Below are 23,486 nucleotides of genomic sequence, written 5' to 3'. Positions count from 1 at the left end.
AGCTGTCGAATGAAAAAAGCAATCTCGACCGAGCAGGCACCAGGTGCTATCGGTCCATACAGTCAGGCGGTAGATGCAGGTGACTTTATCTATACATCAGGTCAGCTTGGTTTGAATCCGCAAACGGGTGAATTCGGAGCAGATGTTCAGGAGCAGACTCGTTTGTCTCTGAGCAATGTGAAAGCCATTCTGGAAGCCGCAGGCACCAGCATGGATAAAGTGGTCAAAACAACGGTATTCCTCAAAGACATGAATGATTTTGTTCCGGTCAATGAAGTGTACAGCAGCTTCTTTACCCAGCCTTACCCTGCACGTAGCGCTGTAGAGGTTGCGCGTCTGCCCAAAGATGCCTTGGTGGAGATTGAAGTTATCGCATTGAAATAGAAGGATGGATCGCCCTCTTACGGGGGTGCTTTCCTGTCTGCATACGGTTAAAACAAAAAGCCGATTCAAGGGTGATTGACCCTCAATCGGCTTTTTGCTGTCGTTTTGTTTTATAATGAAAGGAGTTATTTAATCCCGGTCTTGATTACGGGCGAAGAACAGCCATACAGCATACACTGCGAGAACAATGGCCAGGATGATTCCTGTGTAATAAACCGAGGTGACGTCCTTTTGTTTCAGTGCAATGGCGATATAAGCCCAGGTGAATACGAGCGGGTATACACTGTCGCGGTATTGGAAGCTGACCAGCACAGCCAATACGGAACCAACAATCAGCATAATGATTGTCCATGCGGTTTCACTGATGCCGAATCCATTCCAGCCGATTTTATATAGAAAGACCGCCGCGTTAACGATCGTAGCCACACTGACCCAGCCGAGATATATGCTGAACGGCAGTTTGACAAGCCATATTTCAGCAGTGGTGGGCATGGTGATCTCACGTGTTCTTACATACAGTACAATCAAGCTCAGCAGAAGAAGTATGATAATGATTAGCGCGAGTCCGATGTGCAGGTTTTGAAAAGCAAAGATCCACGCCACATTAATAACACAGCTGATTAGAAACCAGTAGCCAAGGCGGGTAATCGAATCATTTTTCCAGGATGCAGGAACAAACTGATAGATGACGAAACCTGCCAGAAGCAGGTAGATCAGACCCCAGATCGCAAAGGCATAACCGGAAGGGGTCAGCAGTACAGGGTACATATCCGATACTTCCTTGTTGGTCCTGCCGCCGATCGGCAGTGCGTTGGAGAGATAGTTCACAATAATAACAGCAATAAAACCGAGGGCATTTAACCATTTGTACGGATTGTTGCGGGACATGGCGTTTCCTCCTTAGTTTAACAATTTCAAATGAACCGCGGGTCAGTCTACAATGAATTTACCCACGAATGGCGTGTTCTAATAATGACTGCATCAAAAGTAAGAGATACTTGTTATTTTCGGGACGACGGGTTTGAAGCGGTGTTACGGGAATGGAGCTGTTGTCTGTCCCAATGTACGCCAGAACTGGCGCAAATATGCCCATAGATGCTTGTAGATACCGGTCCGCACGAAGGGGGAGCCAATGTTTACTAGAGAAATGATGGAGAAGCAGCAAACCTGGCTGTATGTGGTAGCTCTGCTTGCGGGAGCATGGATAGGTCTCTCCGCTCCGGAATCGGGAAACATGATTCATCAAGCCGTGTCTCCCATTCTGGCTGTGCTGTTATACAGCATGTTTGTCCAGATCCCTTTTCTGGAGCTCAAAGCGTCCTGGATGAATCTGCGTTTTATGTCTGCACTGCTCGTGGTTAATTTTATCGTTGTACCTGCTGTGGTGTGGCTGCTTACCTTTCTGCTTCCACAATCACCAGCCGTTCTGATCGGCGTATATCTTGTCCTGCTAACCCCATGTATTGACTACGTTATCGTATTTACACAGTTAGGACGGGGGAATGAGAGATTGGTGCTGGCAGCGACCCCGGTGCTGTTCGTGGTACAGATGCTACTGCTTCCTTTGTATCTCTGGTTTTTCCTGGGTACAGATGCAGCTCGAATGATGCAGGCCGGGCCATTTGCAGAGGCTTTCCTGTTCCTGATCGTGATTCCGCTGCTGCTGGCGGTGCTTACTCAGATTCTCTCCAAAAGAAATGTGACCGGACAAAGAGTGCTTAATGTAACAGCATGGCTGCCAGTTCCAATGATGGCTCTTGCTTTAACCGCAGTCGTTGCCTCGCAGATCGGTAAGGTTTATCACGATTTGGGGACCGTTCTGGAGGTTATACCGCTCTATGTTGCTTTTCTAATCATTATGCCCCTGATATCCCGGATTATTGCAAAGCTCTTCCAATTGGATACGGGTGCAGGCCGGGCACTGATCTTCAGTGCTGCCACCCGTAATTCATTGGTTGTTCTGCCGCTGGCTTTGTCGCTATCTCCGGAGTGGGCTTCCATCGCCGCGGCGGTCATTGTCACTCAGACAATGGTGGAGCTTGCGGGAGAACTGATTTATATCCGACTAGTACCTAACGTAATCCTGCGGGAGCAGAAAGTCGAAGGAGGGTGAAACAATCGATCGATTGGTATTACGTGAAGAGGACTTCCTGACAGATGATGTCGAGAAGTCCTCTTTTCAATGCAAACAGGTTTGTTATGTACCTGTGTATATTACCGTTTTGCGATATTCGGCAGGGGTAATGCCTTCGATCTTTTTGAACACCTTGCTGAAATATTTCTCATCCTGAAAACCAACCATCTCCGAGATCGCAGCAACTCGAAGTGACGGATTATGCAGCAGCAGCTTGGCGTTGTTAATTCGCAGCTTACCCAGATATTCCGACCAGTTCAGCCCGAACTGCTGTTTGAATTTGCGGGAGATGTACTCTCTGCTCAGGTAGAAACGTGCGGCGATCTGCTGTAATGACAAGTCCTCCTGATAATGAGCGTCCATGTAGCGCGCAATTTCAGTCATCGGATCAGGATCGGTGTGATGCTGAGCAGTAAGTGCTTTCCCGGCTGCGAGCAGACGGTGCTCCAGTAAAGATCGAAGCAGAGAAAAGGAGAGCAATCCTTCAGAATCAAACGGGAGCTCGGTGAGCGGAGGCTCTTGTTCTTCATCAGATTCTTCTTCGTGAACGGTAGTATGTTCTCTGTCTTCCAACCAGCGGTCCAGCATCCATTCCAGTTCCTGAATCCACAGTTGCAGCTGCTCTGCGCTGATGGCCTCAAGCTCTGTGAACGGATCAAGCCACTCAGCCACGGCAGCAGACACACTGGCAGCGCGACAGCTCATGGCTGCAATACGCATGGACTCTTCGAAGGAGGTGAGCCGCTTGCCTTTATTTCTGCTAGTCGTTTCTGTGGTGGCGTGAATACGCTGACGTGTGAGCAAAATATTACGCCTCCACAATGTGGAGCTGGCTTCCAGGTAGGCTGCTGATATGCCATCAGGATAGTTCGGACAAGACGATATGCCAAAATGAAGTCGGCGCTGAATGGTCTGCTCCAATCCATCATTAATGGTACCAAGAATGTGTTCCAGTGAGGACTGCGAACCCCAGTGAAGCAGCACAATTTCATCAGGCTGATTAAGCTGATGGAAACTGACACCTTCTGCCGGAGTGCTCAGCATCTCTGCGCAGACATTCAGCACCGAGAATATCAGCAGATCCGGCTGGCTGCGATATTTAGCCAGACAATCGGCATCCAGATGCGACAGGCTGGTGACGGCCACGCTGCATACTGGAATATGGCAGGGCAGGTTCAATTCCTCCTGTAAACGCTGGATGTGCGCGGATCTGCTGCCTCTGCCGATCGCCAGCTCCGTCAGCAGACGATCCTGATAATGCGGCCGCATCCGGTTCACGACGATGGATTGTCTGGCAGATTCTGTACGTGAAGTCTCCTCATCCATCCAGGCCTTAACCGCCTTGAGCAAAGAGGCATTCAATTCTTCGGCCTCAACAGGCTTCAGCAAATAATCCATGCCGCCGTGGCGGATGGCGTGCCTGACCAGTTCAAAGTCGTCATACCCGCTGATGACAATGACCTTACTGTGGGGGTTATGAGCTGATATCCATTCAAGCAATGCCATGCCATCCTTGCCAGGCATGCGCATATCACTAAGTATGATTTCCGGCTGATGTGCTGTAATCGCTTCGATTGCTTCGTGTCCATCTGCTGCTTCCAGCAATATGTCTATGCCTAGTTCCTCCCAATTACCGAGAAGCTGGATGGCATGACGGACATGTTGTTCATCATCGACAAGCAGTGCTTTCATGTAGTTCACTCTCCCGCATATAGTTTGACTAGAAGTTTCACACCGCCTGACCGGATATTATGCATTTCGATTCTGGCAGGTTTGTCCGGGTGGGAGTTCAGGGCAAGTCTGCGTGCAACGTTTCGAAGGCCGATGGATTCCGTCATTTCGGATTCCTGCATCATTTCCGTTGCTGTTTCCTGTGGTTGAAGCCAGCCTCGGATTTCACTGAGTTTGTCTTCAGGAATAGCGGGTCCATTGTTGATCAATTCAATTTCAATCCAGTGTTCATTTACGAAGCGGCTGGTGATGGAGATGTAGCCTTTTCCTGGCTGTATATCTGCACCATGTTTAAAGTAATTTTCAATTAACGGCTGCAGTGTCATCCGGGGCATCTGTACAGATAAGGTATCCTCGGCAAATTGCATCTGCACTTCAAGGCGTTCACCGAAGCGTTCCTGCTGAAGCTCCAGATACAACCGGGCATGTTCCGCTTCTTCACGAAGAGTTACACAGGTCTGGTCCCGCATGCTGTAGCGAAGCATTTTGGATAGAGAAGATAGCAGGGTATAAGCTCGTTTTCCTTGCTGCTGCAGCGCCAGTGTACCGATCGACTGCAAGGTGTTGTAGAGAAAATGTGGGTGAATCTGTGCTTGTAACGCTTTGAGCTGATTGGTCTTGTTAGCAAGCTCAAGCTGGTATTCCCGCAAAATCAGGTTATTGACCGTATCCATCATATCCCGAAAATGTCTAGCAAGTACCCCGAATTCATCCCGGCTCGACAGGTGAATATCCACATGCAGGCGACCTGCCTGAATCTGGTTCATATACCGCATCAGCTGTTTGAGCGGACCTGTGATGCGAATGGAAATAAACAAGGTTGCGACGATTACAAGTACAAGCGCTGCAATGGCAATCATGGCATTATTCCAGGTGAGCGAAGTAGCTCTTGCATATAACGTTTCGTTAGGAATCTGTTTCACGATGGTCCAGTCTGCATAGCTGTTTCCGAGCTGCTGATATACATACATCGAATGATCCTGCTCGAAATGCCCCTCTGCAATCCGCGCTTCACCGGTATGAGCCTGACCGTCCCGCAGTGCGTTCGCTGCCACCGATTGCAGATGATTGGCATCACCCGCCCCTTGCACCTCAGTGCGTCCTTGATAGACAATTCGATTCTGCCCATCCACGACATAGATCTGTTCTTTGTCCGGATCATATAATCTGCTGCAGATTGCAGCAATGCTGTTCATGTTAAGGTCAATAGCCAGCACACCAAGTCGTTCAGGGGAAGGGATATCCCGAATGATTCGATGCAGAGTTATGACCGTTCTTGGTGAATCATCGGGAGAAGCGGCCTTGAAGCCATAGGTATGGCTCATATGTGCGGATTCCACCCAGATATCGGAGCTTCCTGACCCTGCCTGGCCATGCAGTGAATCGGAATAGGCTTGCTTGCGTTCCTCCCGTTTCGGAAAAGGACTTGTAATCAAGGTGGACTGGTTGGATGCAAAGGAATGCAGGTAAAGCTGAAACACATCCGGTACAGCGGCCTTGATCGTTTGCAACGTGGTATACACCTCGGCAACAGCCCGGTAATCACCCGGGAGTTTGGCGAGATTGCGCAGGAAGTTAGGATCATTGTATACGGCGAGCGAGGCTCGTGCCACATTATCAACGTAATTGTTGAGATTGGTCGAAGCCTGATAGATAAGACGTTTATTCTCTTCCAAGGCCTGTTCCCGCAAGGCTGTCTTGGTTTGGATAAACGTCATGCTGATGGACGTCAGCAGCGGGATAGTGGTTGCAATCAGCATAAAGGCAATCAGCTTGGTGCGGATACTGTAATATTTGGACATCAGTTACACCCCTTCTGGCTGCTCGTCAAGAGAGGACAATATTTTACACCCAACTGTTCACGAGTGTCGGTGTTTCCCTTCACGATTTTGGAGTTTAATAAAAAAAGAGACCAATATCATCCATCTATAGAAGGGGAGAACGATATGAAGCATCGCAAGTCTTCACAGCTGTTACAGCAGCTTGTGTTCGTGGGTCCCTCCGTTGTATTTTTTATTCTCATCATCGTGGTCCCTTTCCTGCTTGGCATGGTGTATTCCTTTACAGATTGGAATGGAGTATCCGCCAGCGTCAACTGGGTAGGCCTTGATAACTTCGTGCATATTTTTGCAAACGATCCCAAGTTTCAGACCGCGTTCTGGTTTACGGTGCGCTTTACTGTGGTGGGGGTGCTTCTCACCAATGTGATCGGTTTTTTTCTGGCTTATTTTCTGACCAAACCGCTCAAGACGAGAAATGTGCTGCGTACTATCTTTTTTATGCCTAACGTCATCGGCGGGCTGTTGCTCGGCTTTATCTGGCAGTTCATATTTGTGAAAGGGTTTTCAGCAGTAGGCGACGTGACCGGCTGGTCCTTTTTCAACCTCCCGTGGCTGGGCGATGAACCGACAGCCTTCTGGGGAATTGTCATCGTATTTGTATGGCAGACCGCTGGATATCTGATGGTTATCTACATCTCATCATTGACGAATGTATCCCCTGATCTGCTGGAGGCCGCTGAAATTGATGGAGCCAGCCGCTGGCAGGTGTTACGGAGCATTATTTTACCACTCATTATGCCTGGTGTAACGATCTGTTTGTTCCTGGCGATCTCCTGGTCCTTCAAAATGTTCGATCTCAACCTGTCGCTCACCAAGGGTGGTCCGTTTGGATCAACCGAGTCGGTTGCACTGAACATCTATAACGAAGCCTTTGTTAACAACCGATACGGGATCGGAACCGCTAAAGCATTTATATTCTTTATCATTGTAGCAATCATCACGATGGTTCAGGTACGTGTGACGAAGAGCAAGGAGGTAGAAGCCTGATGGAGACAACGAAAAATTACCGCTTCGGTACTGTGATTACTGAAATTGTCATGGTGCTTATCGGGTTATTGTTCCTGATTCCGTTTTACTTCCTGTTTGTGAACTCGGTCAAAACGTTTGGTGATCTGCTCACCAACTCGGCTGCATGGCCGGAGGCATTCCAGTGGGGCAATTATGCTAATGCCTGGGAGAAAATCAGCTTTCCGTCAGCGCTCATGAACTCGCTAATCGTAACGATTGTCAGCAATCTGCTGCTCGTGCTGATCAGCTCTATGGCCGCATACCGCATGGTACGAAGCAATACACGGTTTAACCGGATTCTGTTCGGCTTGTTCATCGCCGCGATGGTGATTCCGTTTCAGTCTATCATGATTCCACTTGTTACGGTAACCAGCAATCTGGGGCTGATCGACAGTCTGGGTGGACTGATCATCTGTTATCTCGGGTTCGGGGCCCCGATGTCGATCTTTCTGTTTCACGGCTTCGTCAAATCGGTTCCCTTGGAGATTGAAGAGGCCGCACGGGTGGATGGAAGCTCGGTATACGGGGTATTCTTCCGGATTGTTTTCCCGCTGATGAAGCCGATGTATGTAACGGTCATTATTTTGAATACACTTTGGATCTGGAATGACTATCTGCTTCCTTCCCTGATCCTGCAAAGCTCCAATCTGCGCACTATTCCGATCGCAACCTTTGCGCTGTTCGGTCAATATACGAAGCAGTGGGATCTCGCACTGCCGGCTCTGGTGCTGGGCATCATGCCAATCATTATTTTCTTCCTGCTCATGCAGAAGTATATTATCCAGGGCATTACTGCGGGGTCTGTGAAAGGGTGAGTGCGATGGTTGGTCGCTGCGGCATTATGTGTGGGGGAGTGCGATGGCTGGTCGCTCCGGCTTTATGAGCGCTTCTGGTCGCTGTTGCTCCTCGGGGGCCTGAATGTATGAGGGGTAAGGAAGCCCCCGAGTATCAATGTGAACTTCTTTATCCGAGATCAGCTGCGCATGCACATGTTGTGTGAATGTGTTGGTTCATCTATATAGTAATAAAGAGAAGAAGAGGGCAAGGCATGGGTCATTCGAAGTAAAAGCAGATCAAAGCAAGAGAGGAAGAACGAGCAAGCGGTTATACTGAAACTACGACAGGGGAGAGTGTATCTATGAAAAGAATGACAAAGTTAACGCTGCTGATGTTAATTGCTTTTTCGGTGATGCTTGCAGGGTGCGGGAATGGTGACAAGAGCGGCAGTCCCGTAAATACAGATGCTCAGAATGGCGGCGGTGAAGCTGCGGCTGGCACCAAAACGATAAAAATTTTCCAATACAAAGTTGAAATTGCCGAAGCACTTAATCGTCTCAAAGCCGAATATGAATCCTCCCATCCAGGCATCAAGCTGGATATTCAGACAGTAGGGGGCGGAAGTGACTACGGTGCAGCGCTCAAAGCCAAGTTTGCGGCAGGCGAACAGCCGGACATTTTCAACGTAGGTGGATACCGTGAACTGGATACCTGGCTTGAATATCTGGAAGACCTGTCCGGCGAGCCATGGGTCAAAGATGTACTGGAAGTTGCCAAAGAGCCAATGACCAAGGATGGCAAGCTGTATGGGCAGCCGCTCGCGCTGGAAGGGTACGGCTTTATTTATAACAAGGATCTGTTCGCCAAAGCGGGTATTACAGAAATCCCGACAACGCTGGAACAGCTGGATCAAGCGGCGAAGAAGCTGCAGGACGCAGGCATTACACCATTCTCTAACGGTTACCAGGAGTGGTGGGTGCTGGGAAACCACAACGTCAATGTAGCCTTTGCGAATCAGGCAGACCCGGTAAAATTCATTCAAGGACTGAACGAAGGCACAGAGAAGATTCCAGGCAACCCTGTGTTTGATGAATGGCTGAATCTGCTGGACCTGACGCTGAAATACAGCAACAAAAACCCGCTGACAACAGACTACAACACACAGGTAACGCTGTTTGCCAGCGGCGAAGCGGCGATGATGCAGCAGGGGAACTGGACACAGGTGCAGATTGACGGCATCAACCCGGACTTGAACCTGGGCATTCTGCCAATGCCGATCACAAATGAACCCAACGACAAGCTGTTTGTAGGCGTACCTAACAACTGGGTTGTGAACAAAAACTCCCAAGTGAAAACCGAAGCCAAAGCATTTCTGGACTGGCTTGTTACATCCGATATTGGCAAGCAGTATTTGACGAAAGAATTCAAGTTTATCCCGGCATTCAGTTCGATTCAGGCTTCTGAGGATGAGCTGGGTGATCTGGCGACAGATATCATGAAATACAGTCAGGCCAACAAAACGTTAAGCTGGAACTTCAGTCGTTTCCCTGAAGGGGTTCCACAAGAGTTCGGCAGCACAATTCAGGCATATGTAGCAGGTAAGTCTGACAAAAAGGCATTGCTTGACGGCTTGCAGCAGAACTGGGATAGTTTGAAAAAATAACGACAACTTATGTATTCGAAGTCAGTTGCATCTTTTGCAGCTGGCTTCTTTGCTTTCCTGACATTGTACCGATGTATCTTGAAAATGTGGATAACTGTGCTGCTTTACCCAATTTTAAAATACAACTTTTACATCAGCTTGATACTATATGTGGATATCCTGTGTGTATATCATCTAAATGTGGACAACTTTTCAGGAAATAGGTTGGCGATATGTTTTTATCAACAGATATGCTTGCATTTGTTAAAATAGTACTATATAGTTCTAGTTATGAATAACAAAAACGATAGTTCAAATCAAGATTATTCTAAAACGTCCAGACCCAGAGGTTCTAATCCAGTGAACCGCACCAAAGCGGTTGAAGTGGCAGCGCAGCTTTTTCTAAGGCAAGGTTATGCTTACGTCAGTATGGATGAGGTAGTGCGAGTCAGTGGTGTATCCAAATCCAACATCTATTATCATTTTAAAAACAAGGAGGAATTGCTTCAGGCAGTTGTTCATTTCTGGATTGCCCAGTACGAATCAGAGCTATATCTGCTGCTCAGCCAGCGTGAACGGGGCGTGGAGGAACGAATTAACTCCTTCCTGACACTGCTTTCGGCAGGTATAGAAGGTCGAAACTTTGAAGGGTCATGTCCGTTTGTCACCCTTTATATGCAGGCACCCGATAGTGCCTCTCTAGCGAAGGAAAGCATCTCGATCTTTTTCCGGGAGCTTATACCTATGGTGGAGAAGCTGCTCCAGCAAGGGGTAGAACGCGGAGAATTCCGCAAAGGAGTTGAGCCTGCAGCGGCAGCGGCCCTGTTCGTTGCTGCACTTGAAGGTTCACTGATACTAGCCGGAACTTCTCGTAATCTGGGCATTATTGAACAGTCGGCACGAACGTTTTGTCAAATGCTTCGCTAAGCGAGGCTCTTTTTTTGAATATTTGTAGTACTGTATGGTACTAATTGAGAAAGTATCATGTGAGGCTAAGACGAAATAAAGACGGAACTAAAACTAAAAGAAGACTAAATAGTGTGGAGGTTTAATAGATGAATCAAACAGCGATGGCACAAACCGTTCTGCTGATGACAGGCAGCACCGGTTTTATTGGAAGGGAAACCGTCAAACAACTTGTGGAGAAAACAGATATACATATGCTGCTTTTGGTTCGCTCTGAAGAGCGGGCCAGAACTGTACTGGAGAGCTACGGTGTGAGCAGCTTTGAACGGATTACGTTTATTGTAGGCGATTTATCTCTGACAGGTTTGGGGCTTGTTCAAGCGGATCGTGAACGGATCAGGAAGGCGAATGTCATACTTCATGCAGGGGGCACGATGGACATTACACTGGGACGAGAGACAGCGAACAAAATCTTTATGCATGGGGCGAGAGAAATAGCGCAGTTAGCAAAGGATATCCAGGATAACGGAGGATTGCGGCATTTTATTCATGTCGTTGGTTATATGAGTCCTTACGGGCAGGAGGGCGAGCAGCAAGAACAGACAAAGGTGAAACATGCAGACAGCCAAGAGAGTGCGTATGAAGAGATGAAATTTCAAGCGGATGGGTTTATTCGAACGCATGCGCAGACACATGGGTACCCTCTATCTGTCGTAAATCCCAGTACGGTGGTTGGCCCCCGTCCGACGGGTGAGACGGAGCAGACAGGCGGCATTGGATTGCTGATTGGCGCTGTGCAGAGAGGTTTCATGCCGGTTGTACCTGGTGGTTCATCTTACTGGCTGCCGCTCGTGGAGAATGATGTGGTGGCAGAGACACTGGTGTTTTTGACGCAGGATGAGACTCCTCTTGGGGGGACTTACCCGCTGTTGGCACGTAAAGAGGATAGTCCGAACATGAAGGAAATGCTGAATCAGATCACGAAGCAGCTGGATGTGCCCAGACCTGCAGGAGTACTACCGCTATCTTGGATTCAACGTCTTATGAAGCTTGGGGGAAGCCGCATCAGTGGTATTCCCGCACAGTCACTGGCTTTTATTACAGATAGGAGATTTCCGGTACAAGAGACAGAGGTGCTGTTGAAGCGAATGGGGAGAAGCTGGCCTGATATTCGGGAGCAGCTCCCGTTCATTATTGCGGATCTGGACTACCGTCTTCTACCCAAGCACGAAATGAAGGCTTATCCAGACCACTATACTCGTTCACGATTAGGGAATTTGGCGATGTTAGGCTGGGAAGGTGAAGGGGAGCCGTGGGTGATTGTGCATGGTTTACTCCAAAGTGCCGATGACTTGCTTCCCTTGGGATCACGGCTGAGGGAACTTACGGGCAATCCCGTCTGGATTGTTGATCTCGCAGGGTTTGGTCGCTCACCTGTTCACCAGGAACAAGATGCATTTAACGGTCAGGTGAATGCACTTGTGCATGCTTTGGCAGAAATGCCGATTCCCATCAAACTTGTTGGTCATTCTGTAGGTGCCGCTGTCGCAGCCGCAGCATTGAAACGGAGCGGGCGTACCGATATTCGTCTCGCCTTGCTCCAGCCTGCTGCGGACAACGGAGGAGATGCACGTTTAAAACAGATGCTTCGCCTGCCGCGTCGTGTAGGTAGCGCGTTGCTTCGCTCCAGATCTCAGCAAAGCTGGGCACGAATGTTTCGTGAGGGTAGCAGCAGATCTGTTGATAATGAGAGCATATTCGCGGGAACAGCCCAAAGGGTACATTCCTATCTTCGCTCACCTCGCATAGCGGGCGCACATCTGGATCTGCTGAGGTGGATTCACTTGGGGCACACCAGGAAGACGGGCAGCTTCTGGGAGAAATACGGAAGTTTCCAGGGAATGGACTATGAACAGGATCCATTGGTTGTTTGGGCTGACAGGGATCAGGAATATCAATTTCCACCTGCATTACAAAACGGTTATAAGAAGGTTGATGTGCCGTACGGTCACTATTTTCCAGTGTTTCAGTTTGAACAGACAGCGGAAATCCTCGTCAATTGGGCTGGTGGCGCACATGTGAATAACAATAGATAGAGTGCATGTAATCCAGTACTGTAAGTGAAAGGCTTTCCACAATATGTCCACAGGAGAGGATAAGCAGACGAAAAAAGACAAAGTTTACGTTAGATTTACAAACAAATACACAACATGTCCACATTGAAATTGCGAATATCCACATAAAACGATGTGCATATCCACAGATTGTGAGCAATATGTGCACAACTTATCCACAAAACAGGTATAACTCACTCTTTTCATCTGGAAAAAGCAAAATCAAAGCAGGATTTGATGAGTTGTCCACAGAAATCAGAATATATTTCAGCATACGTTGAACCCGGAAACGAAAACGGATCATAAGCGCGATTCTTGTTGTGGAAAGCCTAAACATTTGCACCAAAAGTGCCGATACAACATGTAACGACTAATCGTCTCATGACGACAGCCAAAAGTATGTTGAAGATTCTGATTTTACGGAATGAGAGGGTATGGGGACAATTATGAGTGAAGATGTAGTAATGCAATATATTAATTTCTCGGTCGGAGAACAGATTTTTGCACTTCGTATTGATGAGGTGCATGAAATTATCAGAATGGTAGAGGTTACAACGGTTCCTTTTGGCAGTCCCGAGATCAGAGGATTCGCTTCATTGTACGGTAAGGTGGTTTCGGTCGTGAGCCTTCGTGTGCTGCTGGGCATGCCGGAGCAGGAGGATACGCCATCTACACGGATTATCGTTGTTCCCTACAAGAACGGGTTTGTGCCTTTGATTGTGGATATGGTGGATTCAGTAGTGACGTATGATCGTTTTGAGGAGCCTGCTGAGGAGCATCGCCGTTTCATGATTGGTGTTTTTGATAAAATCGGTTTCTGTGCAGATCACCGCGCGGGTATTCTGAATCTGGATGTGCTGCTGGGCAGTCTGATCAGATCTTAATCATTAATAAAAAAATATAGCGGCAGCTTCGGCTGCTTAATCGTTTCATCTTAATAACGAAATGTTCCTTATCCGTTTTCTGGATCAGGGGCATTTTTTTATGCAGCAAAAGAGTGATATCTGCATTTTTTAAGTGTAAAGGTTTTTAAATCCGTTCATTTTCGTATATGATGGAGAGTAACAATGCGAAGGGATGACGGGAGACTGTAATGATGCAATCGCTGTATGGAGTATGGCTTGGAGACGTATTTTTTTGTTTTTCCGGTGAGACATCGGAACCGCGTGTAGATGCTTGGAGCCACGTGGTGAGAAGGCTGCAATTCGGCGACGAGGGTCGTCTGTTTCAGCCTGCCGCGCTGCGTCTTGCAGAGCTGCGCTGGCCGAATCCGCTTCGGAATGCGGCAGAAGCCAAAAATACGAAACGGCGGCAGCTGCTTGGTCGCACTCTGGAAGGGCTCGCGGTTTCCCCGAAGGATGCCTTCAGGCTGCTGCTGCAGTGGGACGATCAGATGCTGCATGCAGCCGGAATTCAAGCTGGAGAAGAGATGCGTTATTGGGTTAAGGCAGCACAGTTCACTCAGGAACTGCTGCTCCGCGGAGCGATCGCTCCAGCGGCTGCGTTTGCGGCCAAGACCGGTGCAAGACGCAGAACCGGACAGGAGACTTTAACAGGTGTATGGCGCCCGAGACTGCAGTTCGAAGAGGATCAGGAGCGTTTTAGAAATCTTGCAGAGTCCATGCCGCCAATCGCATTATCTGCTCCAGGAGCATATGCCTCCACGGAGCCAGAGACACGTGAGGAAGCGGCTGGGGCGGTCTTATTTTCATTTATGAGTGGAATCATTCATGCGGTGGTGACAAGTGAACTGGAGGGCATGGATAGCGCGCTGTCTCGTTATCGGACGTCGTTTCGACGTGGCTCATCACCTGTTTCAGAGCTTTGGTGGAATAGCCTGATCTCGATGTTTCGTCCTGTCACCGTGCAGGGACCGACCGAGGAAATGGCAGACTTCGTGGATACACTTCATGAAGCAGGGGGAACGAGGATGCCTGCATTTGGTATCGAAGAGACTCCGCCCGTGGAAGGCAAATTCAAGCTGGTACTGCGTCTGGAACCGCCGCTGGGAGAGCAGGATTCAATCTGGGGTATCAGCTTCTGGGTTGATAGTGATCAGGAGTCTGGACTTAGACTGCCTGCACGAAGCATATGGGCACACCCGGAGCGTGACCTGGACCGGGGCAAGGTGCTCTATATGTCCGCAGCCGAGCAGCTGCTAATGGCCATCGGTCAAGCGTCGGAGCTGGCCCCGGAACTGGAGACCGCATTACTGCATGCGCGTCCTGAGGCAATACAGCTGGAGCAGCAGAGCTTTTTTGAGTTTCTGACCCATGCAGTTCCCAAGCTGCAGAAGGCGGGCATAACGGTGCTGATGCCTTCAAGATGGAGCCGTGCCGGGAAACGCCGTGCGGGTCTGCGATTGCAGATGATGAATGGTTCGCCGGAGCGTCAGCCAGGTGCTGGTTCTGCGCTGGGCATGGAGCAGCTGGTTGCTTTTACAGCAGAGCCGATGCTGGATGGCAAGCCGATTACGGCGGAGGAACTGGCTGCACTGGCTGAATCAACCGTTCCTTATGTGATGTTCCGCGGGGAATGGATCGAGGTAGACACGAAAGAGATTCGTCAAGTGCTTCGTTATATGAAAAAAGAAGAGGAGCAGTATATGCCGCTTTCCGAGTGGCTGCATCTGGCTGCGGATGAAGGAGAAGATTCCATCTGGAAAGGCATGTCCGTTTTCGGAGCGGAATCGGAAGGCATGCTTGCTTTTCTGTTGGATGGGCAGGTGCTTCGCAGCATTGAGCCGCGATCTGTGCCAGCAGAGCTGCATGGTGAACTGCGCCCGTATCAGGAACGCGGATTTCAGTGGTTATCCGCTATGGGTGAGCTTGGATTCGGCGTGTGTCTCGCTGATGATATGGGTCTTGGGAAGACGATCCAGGTTATTACCTGCCTGCTGGATCGCAAGCAGGAGGAACGGCAGGCTGCACTGATTGAAGCGCAAGAGACACAAGGATTAAATGAGGCGTTCGCAGATCAGGCTGCAGATCGAGGATGGATAGCTGAGAGATCGGAGGGTAAAGTGTCTGGGCAGCACAAAGTGTCCAAATCCGGCGACTCCCATGCTGCCCTCAAGGCGACTGTATCACACAGATCTGATGTTATTCCAGCGGAGCAATGGCCCGCACTGATTGTCTGCCCTACGTCGCTGCTTGGAAACTGGCAGCGGGAGCTGAAACGCTTCGCGCCAAACCTGTCCCTGTACATTCATCACGGCGGACAGCGGCTGCACGGGGATGCGTTCCAGGAAGAAGCCCGGAAGCATGACATCGTGCTCACCACGTACCATCTGGCTGGCCGTGACGGCCCCGATCTGGCTTCACTGCACTGGTCAACGGTGGTGCTCGATGAGGCGCAGTACATTAAAAATTATCGAACAAAGCAGGCGCAGAGTGTAATGCGGCTGTCTACTTCACATCGTATTGCAATGACAGGAACGCCGGTGGAGAACCGGCTGAGTGAGCTTTGGTCGATTTTTCAATTCCTTAATCCCGGATATCTCGGTACATCATCATCATTTCGCCAGCGTTATACAGGCCTGGGCCCTTCAGAGGAAAGTGCGGCTTCGCTGCGAGAACTGCATCGTCTGGTGTCCCCGTTTATGCTGCGCAGGCTAAAGAGTGACCCGGATATCCGCAAGGATCTGCCGGAGAAGCTGGAGCTGAAATCTTATTGCTCGCTCACGCCGGAGCAGGCGATCCTGTACCAGCGTGTGGTGGATGAGCTGATGGGCGGGCTGGATGGCCGCAATGGCATCGCACGCAAGGGCATCGTGTTATCCTCTCTCACCAAGCTGAAGCAGATCTGTGACCATCCTGTGCTGGCCGACAGCAGTCGGAAGGACCATGGCAAGACGGAGGCATCCGGCAAGATGGAGCGGCTGCTGGAATTGCTGGATGCAATTCGGGATAATGGAGAATCTGCGCTTGTATTTACTCAGTATGTGTCCATGGGAGAGCTTCTCGTTTCCAGATTGGCCCGACGTTATGAAGAGGAGCCTTATTTCCTGCACGGCGGTGTTTCCAAAGCCCAGCGGGACGAGATGGTGGAGACGTTCCAGAAGGGTGAAGGCCCGTCGATGTTTGTTCTGTCGCTGCGTGCTGGCGGGGTTGGCCTGAATCTGACACGGGCAAGTCATGTCATTCACTATGACCGCTGGTGGAATCCGGCGGTGGAGAATCAGGCAACAGACCGTGTATTCCGTATCGGACAGAATCGCAACGTACAGGTACACAAGTTGATCTGCCAAGGGACATTGGAGGAACGGATTGATGAATTGATCGAGAGCAAGAAAGCTCTCTCCGAGCAGGTTGTCGGATCGGGAGAGAACTGGCTGACCGAGATGTCGGATGACGAGCTGCGCAGCCTGATCTCCCTGCAGGGGGAGACGTGGCTGTAGCGGCTGGTAAAGCAGAAGTGTACAGAGGTACAAGGAACGGTCGAGGTTTAGGTTTAGGTATAGGTTCAGATTTAGGTATAGGTATAGGTATAGGTATAGGTATGGAAATTGTACGGTGACCCAAGGAAAGCTCGGATGAGCAACGTAGAAAGGGGCATGATGATGAGCGAAAAATGGAAAATAGAGCTGCTTATGTCCCCCGGGGTGTGGACAGCAGAGGTAGACACATCGGTGGATCGGGTAGCGTCTGCCCCCGAAGCTGCCGATGCCTTCCAGACCGGAACCGCCGACTCCGGCGTGTTCACGGTCACCGGCGCGCTACCGCAGCTCAGCGAGGCGCAGCGCGAGGCCGTGCTGGCGCAGCTGCGCCAGCGCCCGCTGGCGCTGTACGCCCTGCTGCGCGGCGGCCCGGCACCGGCGGAGCTCGCCGGGCTGCTGCCCGCGCCTGCTGGCGCACAGGGCGCCGCCGTGCCCGGCGCTGCTGCGCCCGCGGCGTGCACTTGCGGCCGCGCGAGCTGCGCGCATGCCGCGGCGGCGGAGCGCGCCGTTGCCGCGCGCCTCGCCGCCGAGCCGCTGCTGCAGCTGGCGCACGCCGGCCTGCCGCGCGAAGCGCTGCTCGCCGGCGTGCTGGGATCGTGGGCAGCGGAGCTTGCCCACGATCCCAGCGGCGCGGGCCGAGCCGCGGAGACGGCGGGCCGCCCGCAGGCGCGGGCTGGCGAAGGCGGCGCAGCCGTCGGCGAGTGGATCGCCGAGGCTGCCGCGGACGGCGCCATGCACCAGCCGGGGCCGGGCTTCGGCGCCGTGCAGGTGCGGCTCGCGCAGCCGGGCAAGCCGCCTGCGCTGCCCGAGCTGACCGCGCTGCTGCCAGGGGTGCCGGCAGCAGCGGGTCTGGATCTGATCCGCGAGCGCGTGGCGGCGCGGATGTGGCAGGCTGTCCAGAAGCACAAGGACAGCCCGGCCGCAAAATAATGCAGTATGCCAATACAGCGGGGGTGATCGCAGATCGCCCCTGCTTGTTTTGGTTAACCGCATGAACAGACCTGTGCAGTCAAGTAAGGTGTGCGTTACGCAAGCTGTCCGGATTTTCTTTTCCCAAACGGTGAAGTGATGTGTTCATCTATTGAAATTTAAAGAAAACAAGCCTACAGGCTGTATTCAGGGTATACACTTGCGCAGAGCCTGGGAGATCGCTGTCTTTGCTGGTGGAGGTTTGTACGCAATTAAGGTATACTGTCGCAGTGAACACTGTCGGATTGTGTGTAAATGAAACAGCAATAATCCGCTCGAATACTACGTTGATGGGAGTTTTACGATGAAATCAGGAACAGGAAGACAGCGTCGGATTGTGGTTCTGCTGTCCTCACTTATGATATGTGGGGCTTTGCTGGCTGCGTGCCAGAACGGCTCCGGTTCAAACGATAATGCAAACGCAAACGGACCCTCCAGCACAGAGCAGGGAGCCGATGGCACTACTGTTCATTTAACCGACGAATCTGGCTCGGATGGCAAGGGTGGAGCGGAAGGAGACCAGACGTCCAAGCCGGGCAGTGATGAAGGCACAGACCAAGGCTCGGACTCAGCATCCGCTGGAGAGGAACAGGGCTCCTCAAATAATGGTAATGGGGAGGCGGCATCAGAAGACCCGCTGCTGGAGAAGCGCAGCATCAGTGCGCTGCAGACCACGGTAGATTCCCAGTCGGTTGTGACTAACGCACAGGCAATGACGGTCATCGTCAACAAGCAGCGCAGTCTGCCGGAGGGATATGAGCCGAGTGATCTGGTTGAGCCTGACGTACCGTTCTCCTTTGAGGGACCACATGAGAAGCGGCATATGCGCAAGGAAGCGGCTGAAGCGCTGGAGAAGCTGTTTGCCGGTGCCAAGGCTGACGGGATTGAGCTTCGTGCCGTGTCCGGTTATCGGTCCTACAAACGTCAGGTCGCCATCTACAACAACAATGTTAAAACCAAGGGAGAAGAGTACGCTTCCCGCGTCAGTGCCGTTCCCGGCCGAAGTGAGCATCAGACAGGACTTGCGATAGATGTGTCCAGTCCAAGTGTAGGTAATGTGCTGGAAGAGGTGTTTGGCTCGTCCAAAGAAGGCAAATGGCTGGATGAGCATGCTGCCGAGTATGGCTTTGTTATCCGTTATCCGAAAGGCCAGGAGAGCAAGACGGGTTACGTATATGAGCCTTGGCATATTCGCTATGTCGGCACAGATATTGCACCAGATGTCGTGAAGAGTGGATTGACGCTGGAAGATTACTTTGACGAGGCTAATATTAAACTGTAATAGACGTGTCTCAATACTCCATCCCCTGAACACTCGACTATACTCAAGGTAAAAGTGAGCTGTTCAGGGAATATTTATGTTTAATCATATTTAACGGAAATTTTAATTTGTTGATAACGCTGCAGACAGCCTGATATAATTCATCTTTAATCCATATAAGTTGAACTAAAGAATGTACACAATCCACTCCAATATGCTCATCAATCCAGGCACATTAGGGCGTGTCTTGAAACCTACTGAAGTGCATTTTTTACTGCCTTTTCGCCCCCTACTGCGTCAATTTCCCTTGACGTGCCCCGGCACGCCTGCGGAAAACTTCCTTGCTTGGAACGAAAATTCAGCAAAATCTGCTTCCTTCAGCGTTTTCAGACACGCCCTAGTCAAATATCGTCCATCGCTCCTGGCAAGTGCAAGTCTGCCACCCTTTACTGGGAGCGCTAACGATCAGGAGAAGCCTTATTTCGGCATATTTGGGCTTTGGAAAATTCTAACGATCCCCAGAGACGCTATTGTGCTGAAACCAGCTTGATCAGGCTCATTTTTCAGGATTTCGAATGAAATAAGCTTCCTGGAGATCGTTAGAATTCAAATGTCCCCGATTCAGGGGAAATAAGCTCTATGGGGATCGTTAGCATTCCCTCTTCGACTTAAACAGCCTGCCAAGGCTGGTATCTTGCCCCATTACAGCGATCTTTGACGATCATGGATCGTTAAGCGGCATAATGTCGTTTCTTTAGTTCAATTTATTCAGAACCAGACCACATAACAAAGCGAGGCGTGAAGAATGAGCAGACAGCAGGTATTTACTGGCTCCCCTTGGGAACCACTGGTGGGGTATTGCCGTGCAATCCGTGTTGGGAACCGGGTTGAGGTTGCTGGAACAACAGCAATGCAGGAGGGTGTTGTAGTTGGAGCGGGTGATCCTTACGTGCAGACCAAGTTTATTTTGCAGACGATTGAAAAAGCGCTGAATGAGCTGGGTGCCAGCTTGAACGATGTCGTCAGAACTCGTATGTTCGTCACAGATATTACGCGGTGGGAAGAAGTGGGCAAGGCACATGGAGAATTTTTCGGGCAAATTCAACCCGTGGCTACCATGGTCGAAGTGAGCGCGCTCATTGATCCCTTGCTTATGGTCGAGATTGAGGCTGAAGCCATTATTGATACTGAATGATAGAGACATGCCTTTGAATATGAATAATAATCTAAAAGCCTAAAAACGAACAAAAGACCTTACCCGCCTTGTCTGAAGACAGGAGAGTAAGGTTTTTTATTTCATACAGTAATCGCTTTGCACGGGTTGTATTGTCTTACTCGGCTTTAGGCTGAACCATTGGAAGCTCTACAACCACTCTCCAGGCTGTTCCGATTGGTGGGAGACTACGAGTCAGCATCGGACTATAATAGCCGATGACCTTGACACCTTTGGTCAGCTGCCCGGCTTTGACCGCTTCGCCATTTTGGTCCAACAGCGAGGTGTCTTTATCGATATTTAGAACGACATGGTCAGGAGCAGTTTCAGTTAAGCGTGTACCGGTAATCTCAATCTGGGACACCGTACCCTCTTTTATATTTACATTTTCAATTGTGCCTGATGTTCCAAAAAGTTCTTTTGGCTGTGCTGTTAGTTCAGTAGCCGTATCCAGTACCGTCACTTTATACGTTGGCGTCTGTGGCGGCAAACTGCGAGTAGTCATCAGAGAATGCTCAGCCTCCACAACCATGCCGATGGACAGATCGGCAAGCGTAAGCTCTTTCCCCTCTGCAGAGAGCAATTGACTGTCCTTACTCAGATTCAGCACGATACCATCCTGATTTGCACCGCCAATCTGAATTGACTGGTACTTCTCCTGGTTGGAGATGCGTGTAATTACACCTCGCTCGGTAACGGTCTTCACCTCTTCCTCACTCGTGATACTCACCTGATTCCCGGTTGTAGTCAATTGTGCGTGAAGTACCTTTTCTGCAAAAACAGCAGGCACATAAAGTGTTCCATCCTTGATCTCGGGAGCTGTGCCAAGCGTGAGCAGCATTTTATTCACGGAATAACGGTCCTTGCCTGTAAAAACCTGAGTCCACAGTGCATCACGAGTCAGCTCTGCTGACTTGTCCGCCTTGTTCCATTGAAGCTCGATTCCGAGTGCTTCGGTCAGGGCGCGCAGGGGAATCATCGCTGTCTGGTTATCCTTGCTCCAGTACCCGTCAGCGACAGCCGTGCCATTAATGGACACTTGAACCGTTCCAGCCACGCTGCTGCTGGTAGAAACGATGCTTTGCTTCACAGGCGGTGCTGTGTTATCCAGTGATGCAGCATAAGCGGCTCCCCCGCTCAGCGCCATGGAAAGGGCCATGAGGGTGCTAACTTTTTTCATGTTGTTTTTCATTAGGATCATCCCTTCTCATCTGCGTTGTGTCACGGTAAACTCTTATACAGAGGTCCGTATCTCATAATTACTGACGGGATACCTCGTCTCGAAGTTGCAGCTGAAAGTAATAAATGTAACGAGGCATGTCGGTTTTCATTTGATGTAACGCGATAAAATCAGGTTATCGGCAGCGGGAACAGGTTAATTTTATGGTGAAACGGATTTGCGTACTGTGGATTAGATTCGTACTTCAGATGTGAGGGAGGATATAAAACGATGAGTGATATGTTGGTTGCTCTCTATCGATTACCGGAGCAGAATAGCGGACTGGAGAAGCTGAAGGCGAATTCCATTGTCATCCGCAGAGCAATTGCCCCGGAGAAGCAGCAGGTGCTGGACTGGGTGAGGTCCCATTTTAGCCAGCCCTGGGTGGATGAATGTGATATTGCTTTTGCACGTCAGCCCGTAACTTGTTATATTGCGCTCGAACATGGGAAAATGATCGGCTTTGCCTGTTATGAAGCAACCTGCCGCAATTTCTTCGGCCCGACAGGAGTGAGTCCGAGTGCCCGAGGTAAGGGAGTGGGCACCGCTTTGCTATTGGCCTGCATGCACGCCATGAGAGCAGATGGATACGGTTACGCCATTATCGGATCGGCTGGGCCAGTGGACTTCTACAAGCGAACGCTGGGAGCGGTGGAGATTGAAAATTCAACACCGGGTATTTATGAAGGCATGCTGCGGGCAGAATAAACGTTAATAAAGACTGAAAGAGGAAGTCGTTAATGGAGTTTTGGTAAAAGGAGGCAGGACGAAGATGAGCAACAGGCAAATGCTGCACATCGGTATGATCGGTACAGGTTCCATCTCGGATCTTCATATGAGGTATTATGCCAAAAATGAGGATGCGGTCATCTATGCCATCTGTGATCTGAATGAAGAGAGAGCTAAGGCCGCTGCAGAGAAATATAATGCTCAGTCCGTGTACACCAACTATCGTGAGATGCTGAATGACCCGCATGTGGATGCCGTCAGTATCTGTACATGGAATAACACCCATGCAGAATTTGCTATTGCTGCACTGGAGGCAGGCAAGCATGTCCTGCTGGAGAAACCGGTCGCTACGAATGTAGAGGACGCATTGCGAATTGAGGAAGCTGTGAAGAAGAGCGGACGTACGTTCGTTGTCGGTTTTGTACGCCGTTACGATAACAACATGCAGATGCTGCGCAGATTTATTGATGCCGGGGAGTTTGGCGAGCTGTATTATGCGAAAGCGTCCATCCTGAGGCGTCTGGGTAATCCGGGTGGCTGGTTCGCAGATAAAGCCCGTTCAGGCGGCGGTCCGTTGATTGATCTGGGTGTACATATCATCGACCAATGCTGGTATCTGATGGGCAGACCGAAGCCAGTTTCGGTCAGCGGTAATACGTATCGAAAGCTCGGCAATCGTGCGAATATTGACCATCTTTCATTTTATAAAGCGGCGGATTACAGCGCAGCCATCAACAACGTGGAAGATATGGCAAATGCCCTGATCCGCTTTGAGAATGGGGCATCACTGGCGGTGGATGTGAGCTTCACCCTGCATGCCCGAGAGGATGAGTCCTACGTTAAGCTGTACGGTGAGCGTGGCGGCTTCGAACTGGAACCCAGAACACTCATTGTCACCGAGAAACATGACACGATCATGAACATTGAACCTCAGACGGACCATCCCGGTCTGGACATTCACGGTGCATTCCAGAATCAGATCGACCACTTTGTTGAATGCTGCCTGAATGGTACGCCGCCCATCAGTCCAATCGCAGATGGTGTGACCTCCACCCGCATGCTGTGTGCTATTTACGAGTCTGCCGAGAAAGGGCAGGAGATCAGGCTGGATTAGTCTATT

At 50.4% G+C, this 23,486-nt stretch carries 18 protein-coding genes; 14 read left to right on the top strand and 4 right to left on the bottom strand.

Features of this window, described 5'->3' with window-relative positions; genetic code table 11:
* Positions 1–9 precede the first annotated feature (9 nt).
* Positions 10–384 (top strand): RidA family protein, encoded by a 375-nt coding sequence (locus ACQSGY_RS26855; RefSeq protein ID WP_090918620.1) that lies wholly within the window; start codon positions 10–12, stop codon positions 382–384.
* 129 nt (positions 385–513) lie between these two features.
* On the opposite strand, the gene ACQSGY_RS26850 is transcribed toward ACQSGY_RS26855, so the two are convergent.
* On the bottom strand, positions 514–1,272 hold the full coding sequence (locus ACQSGY_RS26850; RefSeq protein ID WP_427181650.1) for a tryptophan-rich sensory protein: 759 nt from the start codon (positions 1,270–1,272) through the stop codon (positions 514–516).
* Between the two features lie 244 nt (positions 1,273–1,516).
* Between ACQSGY_RS26850 and ACQSGY_RS26845 the strand changes: the two genes are divergently transcribed.
* A complete protein-coding gene (locus ACQSGY_RS26845) occupies positions 1,517–2,497 on the top strand; it encodes an arsenic resistance protein (RefSeq protein WP_427181649.1) in 981 nt (326 codons plus the stop codon).
* An 84-nt stretch (positions 2,498–2,581) separates the two neighbouring features.
* On the opposite strand, the gene ACQSGY_RS26840 is transcribed toward ACQSGY_RS26845, so the two are convergent.
* Positions 2,582–4,210 (bottom strand): response regulator transcription factor, encoded by a 1,629-nt coding sequence (locus ACQSGY_RS26840; RefSeq protein WP_427181648.1) that lies wholly within the window; start codon positions 4,208–4,210, stop codon positions 2,582–2,584.
* 5 nt (positions 4,211–4,215) lie between these two features.
* The gene (locus tag ACQSGY_RS26835; RefSeq protein WP_427181646.1) at positions 4,216–6,051 is read right to left on the bottom strand and encodes a cache domain-containing sensor histidine kinase; all 1,836 of its coding nucleotides are present in this window, start codon (positions 6,049–6,051) and stop codon (positions 4,216–4,218) included.
* 144 nt (positions 6,052–6,195) lie between these two features.
* On the opposite strand from ACQSGY_RS26835, the gene ACQSGY_RS26830 reads away from it, so the two are divergent.
* From ACQSGY_RS26830 to ACQSGY_RS26785, 10 genes are all read left to right on the top strand, one after another.
* Complete coding sequence (locus ACQSGY_RS26830) at positions 6,196–7,077, top strand: carbohydrate ABC transporter permease (protein WP_111269203.1); 882 nt, start codon at positions 6,196–6,198, stop codon at positions 7,075–7,077.
* Complete coding sequence (locus ACQSGY_RS26825) at positions 7,077–7,913, top strand: carbohydrate ABC transporter permease (RefSeq protein ID WP_145405705.1); 837 nt, start codon at positions 7,077–7,079, stop codon at positions 7,911–7,913. The genes ACQSGY_RS26830 and ACQSGY_RS26825 overlap by 1 nt, the downstream gene beginning before the upstream one ends.
* Before the next feature lie 323 nt (positions 7,914–8,236).
* Positions 8,237–9,538, top strand: a complete 1,302-nt coding sequence (locus ACQSGY_RS26820; protein ID WP_427181645.1) for an ABC transporter substrate-binding protein — start codon at positions 8,237–8,239, stop codon at positions 9,536–9,538.
* A 339-nt stretch (positions 9,539–9,877) separates the two neighbouring features.
* Positions 9,878–10,444, top strand: coding sequence for a TetR/AcrR family transcriptional regulator (locus ACQSGY_RS26815; RefSeq protein ID WP_427181662.1), 567 nt, complete (start codon positions 9,878–9,880; stop codon positions 10,442–10,444).
* 128 nt (positions 10,445–10,572) lie between these two features.
* Positions 10,573–12,519 carry an alpha/beta fold hydrolase gene (locus ACQSGY_RS26810; RefSeq protein WP_427181644.1) on the top strand — a complete coding sequence of 649 codons (1,947 nt, stop codon included), beginning with the start codon at positions 10,573–10,575 and terminating at the stop codon, positions 12,517–12,519.
* A gap of 464 nt (positions 12,520–12,983) precedes the next feature.
* Positions 12,984–13,421 (top strand): chemotaxis protein CheW, encoded by a 438-nt coding sequence (locus ACQSGY_RS26805; protein ID WP_186323150.1) that lies wholly within the window; start codon positions 12,984–12,986, stop codon positions 13,419–13,421.
* Between the two features lie 212 nt (positions 13,422–13,633).
* Positions 13,634–16,936, top strand: coding sequence for a DEAD/DEAH box helicase (locus tag ACQSGY_RS26800; protein ID WP_427181661.1), 3,303 nt, complete (start codon positions 13,634–13,636; stop codon positions 16,934–16,936).
* A 135-nt stretch (positions 16,937–17,071) separates the two neighbouring features.
* The gene (locus ACQSGY_RS26795) at positions 17,072–17,905 is read left to right on the top strand and encodes a hypothetical protein (RefSeq protein ID WP_427181643.1); all 834 of its coding nucleotides are present in this window, start codon (positions 17,072–17,074) and stop codon (positions 17,903–17,905) included.
* Between the two features lie 343 nt (positions 17,906–18,248).
* A complete protein-coding gene (locus ACQSGY_RS26790; protein WP_248064779.1) occupies positions 18,249–19,226 on the top strand; it encodes a M15 family metallopeptidase in 978 nt (325 codons plus the stop codon).
* A 784-nt stretch (positions 19,227–20,010) separates the two neighbouring features.
* On the top strand, positions 20,011–20,400 hold the full coding sequence (locus tag ACQSGY_RS26785) for a RidA family protein (RefSeq protein WP_145405712.1): 390 nt from the start codon (positions 20,011–20,013) through the stop codon (positions 20,398–20,400).
* A 136-nt stretch (positions 20,401–20,536) separates the two neighbouring features.
* On the opposite strand, the gene ACQSGY_RS26780 is transcribed toward ACQSGY_RS26785, so the two are convergent.
* A complete protein-coding gene (locus ACQSGY_RS26780; RefSeq protein WP_427181642.1) occupies positions 20,537–21,610 on the bottom strand; it encodes a copper amine oxidase N-terminal domain-containing protein in 1,074 nt (357 codons plus the stop codon).
* Positions 21,611–21,868: 258 nt separating this feature from the next.
* Between ACQSGY_RS26780 and ACQSGY_RS26775 the strand changes: the two genes are divergently transcribed.
* Both ACQSGY_RS26775 and ACQSGY_RS26770 read left to right on the top strand, forming a co-directional pair.
* Positions 21,869–22,345, top strand: a complete 477-nt coding sequence (locus tag ACQSGY_RS26775; RefSeq protein ID WP_427181641.1) for a GNAT family N-acetyltransferase — start codon at positions 21,869–21,871, stop codon at positions 22,343–22,345.
* Between the two features lie 64 nt (positions 22,346–22,409).
* Complete coding sequence (locus ACQSGY_RS26770) at positions 22,410–23,480, top strand: Gfo/Idh/MocA family protein (protein WP_184189520.1); 1,071 nt, start codon at positions 22,410–22,412, stop codon at positions 23,478–23,480.
* The last annotated feature ends 6 nt before the right edge of the window (positions 23,481–23,486 follow it).

Origin of the sequence: Paenibacillus sp. TC-CSREp1 (assembly GCF_050171015.1) — a bacterium.
Lineage (GTDB): Bacteria > Bacillota > Bacilli > Paenibacillales > Paenibacillaceae > Paenibacillus > Paenibacillus silvae.
Note: the sequence above shows the minus strand (reverse complement) of the source record. Positions and strands in the feature narration are given on the sequence as shown.

What these genes read in the sequence shown, in the direction of transcription:
- ACQSGY_RS26855 (WP_090918620.1), top strand. Translation starts at nt 10, where the DNA reads ATGAAAAAAGCAATCTCGACCGAGCAGGCACCAGGTGCTATCGGTCCA.
- ACQSGY_RS26850 (WP_427181650.1), bottom strand. Translation starts at nt 1,272, where the DNA reads ATGTCCCGCAACAATCCGTACAAATGGTTAAATGCCCTCGGTTTTATT.
- ACQSGY_RS26845 (WP_427181649.1), top strand. Translation starts at nt 1,517, where the DNA reads ATGTTTACTAGAGAAATGATGGAGAAGCAGCAAACCTGGCTGTATGTG.
- ACQSGY_RS26840 (WP_427181648.1), bottom strand. Translation starts at nt 4,210, where the DNA reads ATGAAAGCACTGCTTGTCGATGATGAACAACATGTCCGTCATGCCATC.
- ACQSGY_RS26835 (WP_427181646.1), bottom strand. Translation starts at nt 6,051, where the DNA reads ATGTCCAAATATTACAGTATCCGCACCAAGCTGATTGCCTTTATGCTG.
- ACQSGY_RS26830 (WP_111269203.1), top strand. Translation starts at nt 6,196, where the DNA reads ATGAAGCATCGCAAGTCTTCACAGCTGTTACAGCAGCTTGTGTTCGTG.
- ACQSGY_RS26825 (WP_145405705.1), top strand. Translation starts at nt 7,077, where the DNA reads ATGGAGACAACGAAAAATTACCGCTTCGGTACTGTGATTACTGAAATT.
- ACQSGY_RS26820 (WP_427181645.1), top strand. Translation starts at nt 8,237, where the DNA reads ATGAAAAGAATGACAAAGTTAACGCTGCTGATGTTAATTGCTTTTTCG.
- ACQSGY_RS26810 (WP_427181644.1), top strand. Translation starts at nt 10,573, where the DNA reads ATGAATCAAACAGCGATGGCACAAACCGTTCTGCTGATGACAGGCAGC.
- ACQSGY_RS26805 (WP_186323150.1), top strand. Translation starts at nt 12,984, where the DNA reads ATGAGTGAAGATGTAGTAATGCAATATATTAATTTCTCGGTCGGAGAA.
- ACQSGY_RS26800 (WP_427181661.1), top strand. Translation starts at nt 13,634, where the DNA reads ATGCAATCGCTGTATGGAGTATGGCTTGGAGACGTATTTTTTTGTTTT.
- ACQSGY_RS26795 (WP_427181643.1), top strand. Translation starts at nt 17,072, where the DNA reads ATGAGCAACGTAGAAAGGGGCATGATGATGAGCGAAAAATGGAAAATA.
- ACQSGY_RS26790 (WP_248064779.1), top strand. Translation starts at nt 18,249, where the DNA reads ATGAAATCAGGAACAGGAAGACAGCGTCGGATTGTGGTTCTGCTGTCC.
- ACQSGY_RS26785 (WP_145405712.1), top strand. Translation starts at nt 20,011, where the DNA reads ATGAGCAGACAGCAGGTATTTACTGGCTCCCCTTGGGAACCACTGGTG.
- ACQSGY_RS26780 (WP_427181642.1), bottom strand. Translation starts at nt 21,610, where the DNA reads ATGAAAAACAACATGAAAAAAGTTAGCACCCTCATGGCCCTTTCCATG.
- ACQSGY_RS26775 (WP_427181641.1), top strand. Translation starts at nt 21,869, where the DNA reads ATGAGTGATATGTTGGTTGCTCTCTATCGATTACCGGAGCAGAATAGC.
- ACQSGY_RS26770 (WP_184189520.1), top strand. Translation starts at nt 22,410, where the DNA reads ATGAGCAACAGGCAAATGCTGCACATCGGTATGATCGGTACAGGTTCC.